Below are 13,692 nucleotides of genomic sequence, written 5' to 3' on the forward strand. Positions count from 1 at the left end.
AAGAGCCTGTGTCTGAACCCCGCCCGGATCAGGCCGGGGCGTCTGGTGCGTGCGATCGCAAGGCGCCGGAGCGTCCTCGATGGGGGTCCCCCCTGGTCTTCAAGACCTTGGGGGAGGAGCTACTAGGGCGTTTCGGCAACGCCGCATGGGGGTCCCCCCTGGCCCTTAAGGCCTTGGGGGAGTGCGTGCCAGACGCCCCGGGCCCGGGCGGGGTTCAGACACAGGCTCTAAGGGGTGGCCGCTCGGGTCGCATCCCGCGTGGACCGGGTGTGTGATGGAAGGGATGCGTCGATCCCGGGGGCAGAAGTGACGAAGGGAGTCGCTCATGCACATCGGCCTGCTGAGCGGATCACCCAGCGGGATCAGCCGACTCTGGCGGGGTGCTCAGCAGGCATCCCCAGCCCGTCATGGAGGTCCCCCTGACCCTTGAGGCACGAACGGGGTCCGGGGCGGAGCCCCAGGAGTCCACCCTCAGCCGAACCACACCCCCGGCGGGTCTGGGGAAGGGGCGGGGTGGGGGAACAAGCCACCCGCCGGTCGCGACGGAGCCCCACCGCCCACACGCGGCGGTGGGGCTGCCGCGACCTGACACCCCGTCACTCCCGCAGCCCCCAAGAACCGCGAGGCCCCCGGCGTTCAGGGGCTGAAGGAGTCCGGGTCGCTGGTCTTCCAGGACCTGGCCCACTCCTCGGGCAGCCAGGCCGGCGAGACGCCGGGCAGCACCCCGCCCCTGCCGGGTTTCGCCCCCTGGGACAGTTTGAGCGAGACACAGCGGACGCTCTCCCCGGCGGCCTTCCGTGCGAACTCCTCGGCGTCGAAGCCGCCTTCGCGGGTGCGGCATCCGAAGTAGCCGGTGCCGACCTCCCAGATCAGGTCGCCGCCGTGGCGCAGATGGTATTCGGAGATGCCGCCCTCCCCCGTGTCGTGGGCGAATCCACCCGCCTTCGCTCCCCGGTTGAGCGCGAGGATCGCCTGCGCGGACAACGAGCCGAAACTCATCGCCGACACGTTCAGGAGAGCCATGTCGTACGGCGCGGTGCAGCCGGGGCCGCCGACGCGGACGGTGAACGGCTCGTCCGGGACCGGCTGCGGCGCGACCGAGTGGGCGAAAAACTCGTACCCCGGCTCGTACACGTCGCGCTCGGTGCCGAACGGGTCCTGGTCGGCGGTGCCCTTGGCCCGCTCGTACACCGCGGAGCGGGTCTCGCGGTCGTAGGGGCGACCGTCGTAGTCGCGCTCGATGAAGTACTGCTGCACCTCCGGCCGGATCGCCTCCATCAGGAACCTCAGGTGCCCGATGACCGGATACAGGCGCAGCACGGAGTGGCGGCGCTGGATCAGGTCGTACGTTCCGGTCGCGGCCACCGCCAGCAGTGGGCCGGCGGCGAGCCACCACCACGCGCCGACGGCGAGTGCGAGGGCGACGGTGGCCGCCGCGAGGACCACCAGGGCGGCCACCAGACCTGTGCGCTTCACGCTCTCTCCTCACCCGCGGCCCGGCTCCGCTGCCGCTTGCGACGTCTTCGCCCCGTGTTCCTACCAGCCCCCGGCGCGCCCGCGCGGGACCCGCCGGGCACGGGGGCACTTTCGCGACTCCCTGTCCCCTTCTCTTGACATGCACTTGCCCGACCGCTGAGATGTGGTTGTTTTCGTTCGACACCGTTCGTTTGTGCGCCAATTACCCTCGCTGGAGCCGCACTTGACTACCGAACAGCACAACTTCAGACAGCGTCTGACCGCCACCTTGGGCACCCTCGCTCTCGTCGCGGGCGGTGTGACGGTCGCCGTCGAGGTCGCGGCCGCGCCACCGGCCGCGGCGGTGGACAACGGTCTGGCGCGTACCCCGCAGATGGGGTTCAACAACTGGAACTCCACGCACTGCCGTGCCGAGTTCAACGAGTCGATGGTCAAGGGCATCGCGGACGCCTTCGTCGCGCAGGGCCTCAAGGACGTCGGCTACACCTATGTCAACATCGACGACTGCTGGGCGCTGCCCAACCGGGACGCCTCCGGCAACCTCGTCCCCGACCCGGTGCGCTTCCCGCACGGCATCAAGGCGGTCGCGGACTATGTGCACGCCAAGGGCCTCAAGTTCGGGCTCTACTCCAGTGCGGGCACCAAGACGTGCGACACCCAGGGCTTCCCCGGGGGCCTGGGCCACGAGCGGCAGGATGCCAACCTGTGGGCGTCGTGGGGCGTCGACTACCTCAAGTACGACAACTGCAACAACAGCGGCGTCGACGCCAAGCAGCGCTACAAGGCCATGGGCGACGCGCTGAAGGCCACCGGCCGGCCCATCGTCTACAGCATCTGCGAGTGGGGCTCCAACCAGCCCTGGAACTGGGCAGCCGGCATCGGCAACTCGTGGCGCACCACGGGCGACATCAGCGACTCCTGGTCGAGCATGATCGGCATCGCGCACCAGAACCAGTCGCTCGCCCCTTACGCCGGCCCCGGCGGCTGGAACGACCCGGACATGCTGGAAGTCGGCAACGGCGGCATGACGGACACCGAGTACCGCACCCACTTCAGCCTGTGGTCGCAGATGGCCGCCCCGCTGCTCATCGGCAGCGATCTGCGCAACCCGAGCGCGGCCACCCTCGCCATCCTCAAGAACACCGACGTCATCGCCGTCGACCAGGACGCGCTCGGCAAGCAGGGCACGGTGGTGTCGAGCTCCGGCGGCCTTGTCGTGATGTCCAAACCCCTTGCGGACGGCGGCCGTTCGGTCACCCTGACCAACGAGAACACGTCGGCCAGGACCGTCTCGACGACGGTCGACGCGATCGGTATCGGCGGCGCGTCCTCGTACGCGCTGAAGGACCTGTGGTCCAAGCAGACGAGCAGCACCACGGGCGCGATCAGCGCGTCGGTGCCCGCGCACGGCACGGTCATGTACCGGGTGACGCCGGGCACGCCGGTGCCGCCGCCGACCGGGCTCAACCAGCTCGGTGACCTGCCGTGGACGTCGGCCGTCAACGGCTGGGGCCCGGTCGAGCGCGACCACAGCAACGGCGAACAGGCCGCGGGCGACGGCAAGACCCTCACCATCAACGGCACCACCTACACCAAGGGCCTCGGCACGCACGCCGCGTCGGACATCACGTACTACCTGGGTGGCGGCTGCCGCTCGCTGGGTGTCGACGTGGGCGTGGACGACGAGTCCACGGCGGGAGGTTCGGTCGTCTTCCGGATCTACCGCGACAACACGCTCGTCGCCGACAGCGGCCTTCGCACGGCGAGCGATCCGCCCAAGCATCTGACGGCCGATCTCGGCGGCGGCACCAAGCTGCGGCTCGTGGTCACCGACGGCGGCGACGGCACCACCTATGACCACGCCGACTGGGCGAGCCCCCAACTTGCCTGCGGCCAGGGCCCGTCGGCGGGCACTCACGCGCTCAGCGACCTGACCTGGACTGCGGCCGCCAACGGCTGGGGTCCCGTCGAGCGCGACCACAGCAACGGCGAACAGGCCGCGGGCGACGGAAAGACCCTCACCATCAACGGCACCACCTACACCAAGGGCCTCGGCACGCACGCCGCGTCCACGGTGACGTACTACCTCGGCGGCGCCTGCACCGCCTTCAAGGCGAGCGTCGGCGTGGACGACGAGGTGGGCGCGAAGGGCTCGGCCGACTTCCAGGTGTACCGGGACGGGGTGCTCGCCGCCGACAGCGGCAAGGTCACCGGCGCGGACGCGGCGAAGGCGATCAGCGCGGACGTGACCGGAGGATACGAGCTGAAGCTGGTCGTGACGGACTCGGGCGACGGGGTCGATTATGACCACGCGGACTGGGCTGCACCTCAACTCACCTGTTCTTGAGAGCAGTTGAGCCTTCAGAGGAAGCCCGGCGGAAGGTCAGGGGAAGCTCAGTGCGGGGCCTCGTCCGTTCGGGCGGGGCCCCTTCCGCTGGGCTTGGTCGCGACCACGAGCCGAGCTCGCGGGCTGCCGTCCCGGCGGCGGCCGAGCTCTTCCAGGGCGTACAGCCCGACGCCGAAGCCCGCGGCCGCCAGTTCCTGTCGTACGTCCGAGAGGCGGAACCCGCGGTAGTACATGACGAACGGGGGACGCCACAGCGCGTTGCGCACCCGCATCGCCGTGTCGAAGCCGAGCAGGGCGAGATGGCCGGGGCTGCCGGGCCTGAACGGGGCCACCACCGGGAACGCGAACCGGCCGCCCGGCCGCAGCGCCGCGTAGGTCTGGGCGAACAGGTTCGGCCGCTCCTTCGGCAGGAAGTGCCCGAACGCCCCGAAGCTGACGGCCAGGTCGAACCCGGTACGCAGCGGCAGTACCCGCGCATCGGCCCGCACCAAAGTGGCCTCCGGGTGCGCGCGGGCGGCGACCGCCAGCATCCCGGCGCTGATGTCGACCCCGGTGACCCCCTCCCGGCACACCTTGCCGAGGACGTCCAGGCCGGCGCCGGTGCCGCAGCACAGGTCGAGCCCCCGCCCGAAGGGGCCGAGCCCGTCGAGTACGCCGGCCACGGAGGCGAGGATCACCTCGGGCGTGCGGAACGGGGTGTGGTCGAACTTCGGGGCCAGCAGGTCGTAGCCGTGCTCGACGGACGACAGCGCCTGGACGGCGAGCTCACGGAGGGTGGGGCCCTGGGGTGCGAACATGGCTGCCCAGCTTAGAGGTCCGCTTGGTCTCTCAGGCGGGTACGTACGGTTCGGCGTGGGCGGGTGGACGGGTGCCGCAGACCGCCGCGCGGGCCTCGGCGGCGAGCGTTCGGCGGTCGGTGCCGCGCAGCTCCGGGTGCGCGGTGACCCGCACGCTCAGGCCGCGGGCGGCGGCCACCCGACGCAGGGAGGTCGTGAAGTCGTCGCCGCCGAGGAAGGCCGCGACGGTGCTGGGCAGGCCGTGCTGGAGGTAGTCGACGGTCATCGGCCGCACCGGGGCGCCCGCGTCGACGGCTGCCTGGAACGCGGCTCGCCGGAACCGGCCGCCCGACACCGTGCACCAGGTCGTCGCCTGCGGGAAGACCAGTACGGACCGGCCCGAGCGCAGGTCGGTCGCCAACTCCCCGACCGTGTGCGGGAGTTGACGTACGGCGCCCCGGTCGATGAAGCGGGTGCCGATCCGGCGGGCCAGCGTGCCCACCACCGGCCACTGGCCCACTTCCCGTTTGGCGAGGACGGTGACCGGCTCGACGGCGAGGAGCGCCACGACATCCAGCCAGGAGATGTGATTGGCGACGAGCAGCGCACCCCGGGTGTCCTGGTGCGGGGCCGGCCCGGATTCGAGTCGTACGCCCAGGGAACCCAGGACGGCGCGTGCCTGGGTGCGCAGGGTGTGGGGGTCGGCGAGCCGCTCCCCCATCGCCACGGTGCGGATCAGGGTGTGGGTGAGCGCCGCGTACCGGCGTGCGGTCTCGGCCAGCGGCACCCTCGGCGCCGTCTCGCGCACACAGTCCGGGGTGCAGGGTGCCTCCACCGACCAGGGGTTCATCGGCTGTCCCCCAGGAAGTAGCGGCGGTGGCGGTCGCCGAGCCGGTCCATGTCGAGCAGCACGAAGAAGTCGGCCACATTGAACTCGGGGTCATATGTAGGCGCCCCACACATCCAGGCGCCGAGCCGGAAGTAGCCCCTCAGGAGTGGTGGCAGGTCGGCGTAGCCGCGCCCACCTTCGACCGGCTCTGCGGGCAGCCAGGGGGTGCGGGGGTGCACCCGCAGCTCGGGCGGGGACGAGTGCTTGGCGTTGCCGAGCAGCCAGGCGCTGGAGGCGGCCGCGCCGCCGTCGGCGAGCGGGACGGACGCGCAGCCCGCCAGATAGCGGTGCCCCGACAACAGCACATAGCGGGCGAGCGCGGACCACATCAGGTTGATGACGGCGCCGGAACGGTGGTCCGGGTGCACACAGGAACGCCCCGCCTCGATCATCGAGGGACGCAATGCGTCGAGCGCTCCGAGGTCGAACTCGCCCTCGCTGTACGAGCGTTGGGTCCGGCCGGGCGGCAGTAGCCGGTACGTGCCGACCACTTCGCCGGTCGAGGTGTCGGTGACGATCAGATGGTCGGCGTACGCGTCGAAGGTGTCGATGTCGTGGCCGGGCAGCGGGGTGGTGAGGGTGGCGCCCATCTCCTCGCCGAAGACGCGGTACCGCAGCCGCTGGGCGGCCCGGACCTGTTCCTCGGAGTCCGCGATGGAGGTGACGTAGGAGCTGGTGGCCGTGGGTGCGGTGGATATCGAGAGCATGGGTGTGGAGTTCTCCGCGACGTGGTGCACAGTCGAATCCCTCATGTGGTTTCCGCATGGGCTTCCGCGCAGTGAGTATGGGATCGCCATATGTGCTCCGGGTGAATTGCACACGACGCGGCGTCGGGCATTGCCCGGCCCGAAGGCGCCCGGAGGCCGTCCGGCCCCGGTGGGCGCGATGACCGCTTTATGACCCTTCCGTAACAGCCGCACGGCCGAGAATTCCCCGCAGCACGCTTGTGACCTGCACTGATAGGCGGATCACTATGGCGTCGACACGCTGAACGCTCTTGGACATCGGGGTGCCGCACCTGTTCTGCTGATCACTACATGTCCGGTTCAACCCCATTCGGTACGTCTCTGGGAGCGTGATGAACAAGCCGCTGCGGCACATAGCCGTCTTCTGCGGGGTGATGGTGCTCGCCCTGCTGGTCCGGGCGACGTGGGTCCAGTTCGTGAAGAGCGACACCCTGGCCAATGACTCGCACAACCGGCGGGTGCAGATCGACGCGTTCTCGCAGCCGCGTGGCGACATCGTCGTCGGCGGGCAGCCGATCACGGGGTCAGTGGAAACCCCGGGGTCCGACTTCAAGTACAAGCGGACCTACAAGGACGGCCCGATGTACGCGCCGGTCACCGGCTATCTCTCCCAGGCGCAGGGCGCGACCTTCCTGGAGGGCGTGCACGCCAAGGTCATGAACGGCAAGGACGACCGGCTGTTCTTCGACCGGGCCAAATCCATGTTCACCGGGGAGGCCCCGCGCGGCGGCGACGTGATCACCACCATCGACCCGGCCGCGCAGAAGGCCGCGTACAAGGGGCTGACGGATCTCAAGGCGAAGGGCGCCGTCGTCGCCCTGGACCCGCGCTCCGGCAAGATCCTCGCGATGGTGAGCACGCCGTCGTACGACCCGTCGGTCTTCACCGGGATCTCGAAGAAGGAGGGCGAGGAGTTCCTCAAGCTCGATGCCGACAAGAACAAGCCGCTGAACAACCGGGCGATCCGCGAGGTGTATCCGCCGGGGTCCACCTTCAAGATCCTCACCGCGGCGGCCGCCCTCGACCACGGCGTCGTGAGCGACATCAACGCCCCCATGCCGGACGCGCCGGCGCCGTACACCCTGCCGCTCAGTACCACCCAGGTCGGCAACGACGTGGACAACTCGCTGTGCGACAAGGTCTCCCTGAAGACCGGCATGCAGTGGTCCTGCAACAACGTGTTCCTCCAGACCGCGCTGAAGACCGGCAAGGACAAGATGCGCGAGACGGCGGAGAAGTTCGGCTTCAACCAGGAGCAGTTCACGCCGGTCCGTACGGCGAAGAGCGGCTACCCCGACAAGCTGGACAAGCCGCAGACGGCGCTGACCGGCATGGGCCAGGGCAGCCTGACCAGCACCCCGCTCCAGATGGCCATGGTCACCGCGGGCATCGCCAACGACGGCAAGGTCATGAAGCCGTACATGGTCGACGAACTGCGCGGCCCCGACCTCACCACCCTGGAGAAGGCCAAGCCCGAGGTGCTCAACCAGGCCGTCTCCGAGAACACCGCGAAGAAGGTGCAGGAGATGATGGAGTTCACCGCGAGCGACGGCACCGCGAACAAGGTGAAGATGGAGGGCGTCGTCGTCGGCGGCAAGACCGGCACCGCCCAGCACGGCGCGGATGTCCGCGAGCAGCGCCCGTACGCCTGGTTCGTGTCGTACGCCAAGCAGAGCGACGGCACCTCACCGGTGGCGGTGGCGGTCTTCGTCGACCCGTCGGACATGGACATCCAGCGCTCCGAGATCGCGGGTGGCAAACTGGGCGCGCCGATCGCGAAGTCGGTGATGGAGGCGGTCCTGAAGAAGTGACCGCCGGGCTTCCGCCAGTGTGGTGCGGAACCACACCCTGAACGCGGGGCTGTGTGACCCTGTGACTCCGCCGGGACGGGGCCCCCTGTTCGAGCGAAGCCGAGAACTTGGGGCAGGACCGGTCGGCGACGGCCCGCGGCCGATCCACCCGCACCCCAGGCGGAGCTATGTGGCACTGCGTTCGCTCTCCACCCTCAACTCCCTTTCCACCACAGCCTCGTACGCGGGGTCGGGCTCTGCCACAGCCGTGCCGAACCGGCCCGCGCGCAGCAAGGCGTACCAGCGCTCCGCGCTCCAGTCGGCCGGCGGCGTGGTTTCGATGAAGTCCTCGACGAGGGCGAGGAAGCGGGCCGGGTTCGTGTGGAAGGGGAAGTGCCCGGCACCTTCGAAGATTTCGAGCCGACTGCCCGGCATGGCCGCGTGCGCGCGGTGGGCGTGTGCTTCCGGTACGACGCCGTCGCGGGAGCCCCAGATCAGCATCGTGGGCATGCCCTCGGTCAGATAGCAGCGGTCGAGCATGGTGACGACCTGGCCGCGCCAGTCGACGACCGCGCGCAGGGTGCGGACGAAGACGCTGCGGGACCGGGCGTCGGGCAGCGCGTCCACGAGGCCGAGGAGGTCCGGGGCGTCCTGGCCGAGGTCGCTGTCGAGCAGCCGCATCAGCTCGAAGAAGAGCCGGGCCGGCCGGCGCATCGCGGGCCGGGAGAGCAGCGCGAGCATCAGCTCCGCGCCGGGCAGCGCCGTGGCGCGAAGGAACGGGCTGACCTCGCGGCCCACTCCCCCGGTGCCGACCAGGACGAGGCGTTCGGTCAACTCCGGGTACTGGTAGGCGAATTGCAGAGCCACGCCGCCGCCGAGCGAGTGCCCGACCAGGGTGGCCCGTTCCATCCCGAGGACGCCGAGCAGATCGCGGACGCCGTTGGCGTAGGCGGCCACCGAGTAGTCGGCGCGCGGCTTGTCGGAGGCGCCGTGGCCGAGCAGGTCGGGCGCGAGGACGGTGTAGCGGCGGGCGAGGCCGGGGATCAACTCGGCCCAGGTGGCCGAGGAGTCGCCGATGCCGTGGATCAGCACCACGGGCGGCCCTTCGCCCGCGGTGCGGTACGCGCGGCGGTACCCGTGCACCACGCGGTGGCGCAGTCGCACGTCCTGGTCGCCCACCGGGCGCAGCCTTGTACCAGTAGCCATCGACAACCTCCCCGATCACGCCCGCACCACGTCCCCGTGCGCGCTCCCCGTCAGCGTTCCCGGTAACGAGCGTAGAACCTGGGGCGCATGCTCGATTACCAGCAGATTTCGCCACGGACAAGCCCTGCCCTGGCGCATTTCTGCCATATACGGTTCAGCAACGCCCCGCACGCGCGCCCGTACAACGACGTTCTGCGCGCGCCGACTTGGTGTCCCCCACCGCCTTGCCCCCACCCCTGCCCCTGACAGGCGCCTCGAAGCGATGGCTCGGCTCGCCGGTCAGTCGATGCCTTCGATGATGCGGAAGTCGCGCTCGAAGCCGTCGGGGAGGGCCACCAGCGCCTTCTGGTACGCCTCGCTCTCGTATGCCGCGACGGCCTGTTCAAAGCTGTCGAACTCGATCAAAACGACGCGTTGCGTGATTCCGGCCTCGTGGGCGACGACTCGACCGCCACGGGACAGGGTCCGCCCGCCCGCGGCCCGGACAGCCAACCCCGCCAGCTCGTTGTAGGCAGTCAGTCTCTCAGGGTCGGAAATGGCGGGGTAGACACTGGCCCAGTAGCCCTTGGCCACGGAAACCTCCTGTGTTCGGCCGGACACGTCCGACTTCGAATGGACACTCAGATCGATCGATCCCGGCGACGGGTACTGCGGTCAGTTGAATCGCCATATGCGCAGGCTAGGGCTTGATCTGCGGCCGAGGGAAAGACCGGTGCGGGATAGGCTCAGAACGGATCGTTATCAATCGGCGGGGAGGGCGCGTGGCGCCGGATACGGTGAGCCTGCGGTACTTCCTGGTGCTGGCGCAGGAGTTGAACTTCACCCGCGCGGCCGCACGGATCGGTATCGCACAGCCCGCACTCAGCGCCCGGATGCGCCGATTGGAGGCGGAACTCGGTACGGCCCTGCTGGTCCGCAACACGCGTAGCGTCGTATTGACCACGGCCGGTGCGGCTTTGGCGGAGTCCGCGCCGCCCGCGCTGGCGGCGCTGGACCGGGCGTGGGACACCGCCCGGAGCGCGGCGGCCGGTGAACTGGGCACGCTGCGCATCGGATACAGCCTCAGCACCGGGGCCGAGACGGCACCAGCCCTGGTGGACAGGCTGATTCGCGGCAACAGCGGACTCGATGTCGGCGCGGTCCCGATGGCGACACCGGAGATCTCCCCCGCGGTCGCCGACGGCCGCATCGATGCCGGGATCACCCGCGGTGAACAGCCGGGCCGTGGCGTGCGCCGGTTCCTGCTGCGGCGTGCGCGCATCGGGGTCCAGCTGGCGCAGCACCATCCGCTGGCCGAACACCCGGAGATCGAGATCGCCGACGCGGCCGCGTATCCGCTGCGACTCCCGGACCGTGCGGCCAACCCCGTGATCCACGATCAGCTGTCCGCACTGTTCCGGGACACCCGACCACACCCCCGATTCCACACGCCCGCAGTCTCTTTCGACATGTCTCAGCGCGACCTGCGCGACGGGATCACCCTCGCCCCGGCCGGAGAAGCCGCGGCCACGACATCACCGGCCGGTCTCACCTGGCGACCGCTGCGGGGCGCGCCCAGCCTGACCATCCACCTGGTCCTCCCACGCGAGCAGTCGCCACTGCACCGCCGCATCCGCGCCGTCGCCAAAACCCTGGCGCACGAGCTGCACTGGCTGCCGGACTGACGCCCAAGAGGTCGAGCGAGACGGACGCCTGCGATGGCGGGGGCCGCGCCGCCCGGGCTCCGGCCCGGGCGCGTTTCAGCCTCGTAGCCGTACCGGCAGCGACTCGACCCCGTACACGATCGACAGCTTGCGGAAGGCGAGTTCCTCCGCCGGTACGGCCAGCCGCATCTCGGGGAAGCGGCGGACCAGGACGGGGAACGCGGCGCGCAGTTCCATGCGGGCCAGTTCCGCGCCGATGCAGCGGTGGATGCCGTAGCCGAAGGCCAGATGGCCGCTCGCCTTGCGGTGTGCGTCGAAGCGGCCGCCGTCCGGGGTGAACGCGGCGTCGCGGTTGGCGCCGCTGAGCGAGCACAGCACCATGTCGCCCTTGGGGATGAGCACCCCCGCGATCTCGACGTCCTCGCGGGCGAAGCGCGGGAAGGCCAGCTGTACGACGGTCAGATAGCGCAGCGCCTCCTCGACGAACGTCGCGGCCGCCGCCTCGTCGTGCGCTATTCGCGCGAAGGCGTCCGGGTCCTGGAGCAGGACGAGGGAGCCGAGCGCCAGCATGCTCGCGGTCGTCTCGAACCCGCCGGTGAGCACGCCGTCGGCGAGGCCCGCGAGTTCGTCGTCACCGACGCTGTCGCCGTGCTCCTTGACGATCATGCCGATGAGGCCGTCGCCCGGGTTTTCGCGCTGCTTCTTGACGACGTCCCGGAAGTAGGACAAAGAGGCGGACATCGCGCCGAGCGGGGCGGTGGCCCCGCCGAACAGGTCGAAGCGCTCCATGGCGAGCTGCTGGAAGTCGTTCCGGTCCTCGTAGGGCACTCCGAGCAGCTCGCAGATGGTCAGCGAGGGGATGGGCAGCGCGAACGCCTCCACCAGGTCGACGGGCCCTTCCGCGGCCTCCATCGCGTCGAGCCGCTCCTCGACGAGCGCGTCGATGCGCGGGGTCAGCCGGCGAAGGCGCCGCATGGTGAACTCGGGCGTCAGGATGCGGCGCAGCCGGGTGTGCACCGGCGGATCACTGAACCCGAGTCCACCGGGGTGCTGCTCCTCGACGACGCCCGCGTTGCCAGCGAGGTGGGTGAAGTCGTTGCTGAACGCGTCGGTGGAGCCGAGCACGGCCTTGACGGCGTCGTGGCCGGTGACGACCCAGGCGTCCATCCCGAAGGGCAGCGGCACCTTGCTGACCGGTTCCTCGGCCTGCCGTGCGGTCAGCTCGGCAACCGGGTCGAGGCCGTCCCTGCGCAGCGGCATGAGCAGCTCGTCGGGCAGCAGGGAGATCGTGCCGGGGCCGATACCGCGCTTCTGGATCCTGGCAAGGTAGGTGCGCCCGAGCCACATGGTGACTCGGGAACGGAGATTTACCCTCAAGGCGGACTCCAAGGACAAGTTGTGCGGCCAGGACACGGGTATGGACTGAGTGGCTCAGGATAAGTGGCTCAGCACCCCTCCCTATCCGCCAGGGGCCCAGCTCACGAGCAGTTCGCGGCCGTGACCGGCCCGCCCGTGGTGCTCCGGTGAGGGCGGAATGCCCGTTCCGCTCCCGGAGTCGACCGGCGGTCCAGCGTTTCCCCACACGATGGCGGAACTCAACTCGCCCGTCACACAAGCCGATCTACGGTGTCGGTACCGCCGCATCCGACCTGGGAGGAACCCGTGCGTCTGCGCACCGTTGTCACCGCCGCGACCGCTTCTCTGGCCGTCGCCGCCTCAGTGACCGTCACCGATGCGACCGCCGCGGAACCGGCGCCCGCGCACGCCGCGCACGCCTGCTCGTCGTCCACGGCCATCGACGGCTTCTATGACGGCTTGGACAAGACGCTGTATCAGGGCACGGTCGTCGGCAATCTGTCCGGTCTGGCGGTGGACACCGACGGCACGATCGCGGCCCTTTCGGACCGTTCGCAGCTCTTCGATCTGAAGGTGGGCAAGGGCCCGGTGGCCGCTCCCGTCCGGGTCGTGCCGCTCGGCGACGAACAGGGCAGGCAGCTCGACTCGGAGGCCGTGGTCGTCGAGCGCGACGGCACCCGCCTCATCACCTCCGAGGTCGAGCCGTCCGTACGCCGCTACGACCGCGACGGCAGGCTCCTCGGCCGCCTGCCCGTCCCCGACGCGCTGCGGGTCGCTCCGGCCGGACGCGCCGTCTCCAACGCGACGTTCGAGGGCCTGGCCCTGCAGCCGGGCGGCCACACCCTGATCGCCTCCATGGAGGCCCCCCTGTCAGGTGACGGCAAGGACGCGGCCGGTCATTCGCTCGTACGGTTCCAGACCTGGCACCGGGGCGGCGCCAAGGGCGACTTCGAGCTCGCCGGGCAGTACGCCTACCCCGCCGAGCCGAACGCGGGCGTGTCCGAGATCACCGCGACGGGCGACGGCCGGCTGCTCGTCCTGGAGCGCGGCTTCACCGCGGGTGTCGGCAATTCGGTACGCCTCTTCCTTGCCGACCCGCGCGGGGCGAGCGATGTGAGCGGGACCGAGAACCTGCCGGGCACGGCCAAGGCCATGCGCAAGACCCTGCTCGCCGACCTCGCCGCCTGCCCCTCGCTCGGCGCGACGGCCAAGCAGCCGCAGCCCAACCCGCTGCTCGACAACATCGAGGGCGTGGCCGTCACGGGCCGCACCTGGGACGGCCGGCTACGGTTGCTCCTGGTCAGCGACGACAACGAGAACCCGAAGCAGATCACCCGGCTCTACTCGCTGACGGTCCGGCTGCCCCACCACGTCTGACCGCTCGACGGGGCCGGGGTGGAGACACAGGCTCGGAACGCGCCCGGCCCCGCGTCCGGCGGAGCAGCACGCCCTGGGGTGTATTT

At 70.2% G+C, this 13,692-nt stretch carries 10 protein-coding genes and 1 pseudogene; 4 read left to right on the forward strand and 7 right to left on the reverse strand.

Going from position 1 to position 13,692, the window contains the following annotated elements:
* Window positions 1–711: 711 nt before the first annotated feature.
* Window positions 712–1,449 (reverse strand): annotated as a pseudogene (locus ACWC2B_RS23310) (glutamate synthase-related protein); the annotation flags it as partial.
* Between the two features lie 250 nt (window positions 1,450–1,699).
* Between ACWC2B_RS23310 and ACWC2B_RS23315 the strand changes: the two are divergent.
* Window positions 1,700–3,823, forward strand: coding sequence for an NPCBM/NEW2 domain-containing protein (locus ACWC2B_RS23315; RefSeq protein WP_450719556.1), 2,124 nt, complete (start codon window positions 1,700–1,702; stop codon window positions 3,821–3,823).
* Between the two features lie 47 nt (window positions 3,824–3,870).
* Here the strand turns inward: ACWC2B_RS23315 and ACWC2B_RS23320 are convergent, their stop codons facing one another.
* From ACWC2B_RS23320 to ACWC2B_RS23330, 3 genes are read right to left on the reverse strand one after another with little or no spacing between them, the layout of a single operon-like run.
* Window positions 3,871–4,620 (reverse strand): class I SAM-dependent DNA methyltransferase, encoded by a 750-nt coding sequence (locus tag ACWC2B_RS23320; RefSeq protein WP_450719558.1) that lies wholly within the window; start codon window positions 4,618–4,620, stop codon window positions 3,871–3,873.
* Between the two features lie 31 nt (window positions 4,621–4,651).
* On the reverse strand, window positions 4,652–5,449 hold the full coding sequence (locus ACWC2B_RS23325; RefSeq protein ID WP_450719560.1) for a lysophospholipid acyltransferase family protein: 798 nt from the start codon (window positions 5,447–5,449) through the stop codon (window positions 4,652–4,654).
* Window positions 5,446–6,195: a GNAT family N-acetyltransferase gene (locus tag ACWC2B_RS23330; protein WP_450719772.1), complete on the reverse strand. Its 750-nt coding sequence runs from the start codon at window positions 6,193–6,195 to the stop codon at window positions 5,446–5,448. Before ACWC2B_RS23330 ends, ACWC2B_RS23325 begins: the two co-directional genes overlap by 4 nt.
* Before the next feature lie 371 nt (window positions 6,196–6,566).
* Between ACWC2B_RS23330 and ACWC2B_RS23335 the strand changes: the two genes are divergently transcribed.
* Window positions 6,567–8,045 (forward strand): peptidoglycan D,D-transpeptidase FtsI family protein, encoded by a 1,479-nt coding sequence (locus ACWC2B_RS23335; RefSeq protein WP_450719562.1) that lies wholly within the window; start codon window positions 6,567–6,569, stop codon window positions 8,043–8,045.
* 165 nt (window positions 8,046–8,210) lie between these two features.
* Here ACWC2B_RS23335 and ACWC2B_RS23340 read toward each other — a convergent pair whose 3' ends face one another.
* Window positions 8,211–9,230 carry an alpha/beta fold hydrolase gene (locus ACWC2B_RS23340; protein WP_450719564.1) on the reverse strand — a complete coding sequence of 340 codons (1,020 nt, stop codon included), beginning with the start codon at window positions 9,228–9,230 and terminating at the stop codon, window positions 8,211–8,213.
* A gap of 279 nt (window positions 9,231–9,509) precedes the next feature.
* Window positions 9,510–9,803 carry a DUF1330 domain-containing protein gene (locus ACWC2B_RS23345; RefSeq protein WP_450719566.1) on the reverse strand — a complete coding sequence of 98 codons (294 nt, stop codon included), beginning with the start codon at window positions 9,801–9,803 and terminating at the stop codon, window positions 9,510–9,512.
* Between the two features lie 188 nt (window positions 9,804–9,991).
* Between ACWC2B_RS23345 and ACWC2B_RS23350 the strand changes: the two genes are divergently transcribed.
* The gene (locus tag ACWC2B_RS23350; protein WP_450719568.1) at window positions 9,992–10,894 is read left to right on the forward strand and encodes a LysR family transcriptional regulator; all 903 of its coding nucleotides are present in this window, start codon (window positions 9,992–9,994) and stop codon (window positions 10,892–10,894) included.
* Between the two features lie 75 nt (window positions 10,895–10,969).
* Here the strand turns inward: ACWC2B_RS23350 and ACWC2B_RS23355 are convergent, their stop codons facing one another.
* On the reverse strand, window positions 10,970–12,220 hold the full coding sequence (locus ACWC2B_RS23355) for a cytochrome P450 (protein ID WP_450719774.1): 1,251 nt from the start codon (window positions 12,218–12,220) through the stop codon (window positions 10,970–10,972).
* Window positions 12,221–12,535: 315 nt separating this feature from the next.
* Between ACWC2B_RS23355 and ACWC2B_RS23360 the strand changes: the two genes are divergently transcribed.
* On the forward strand, window positions 12,536–13,606 hold the full coding sequence (locus tag ACWC2B_RS23360; RefSeq protein WP_450719570.1) for an esterase-like activity of phytase family protein: 1,071 nt from the start codon (window positions 12,536–12,538) through the stop codon (window positions 13,604–13,606).
* Window positions 13,607–13,692 lie beyond the last annotated feature (86 nt).

The organism is Streptomyces sp. NPDC001415 (assembly GCF_053597395.1).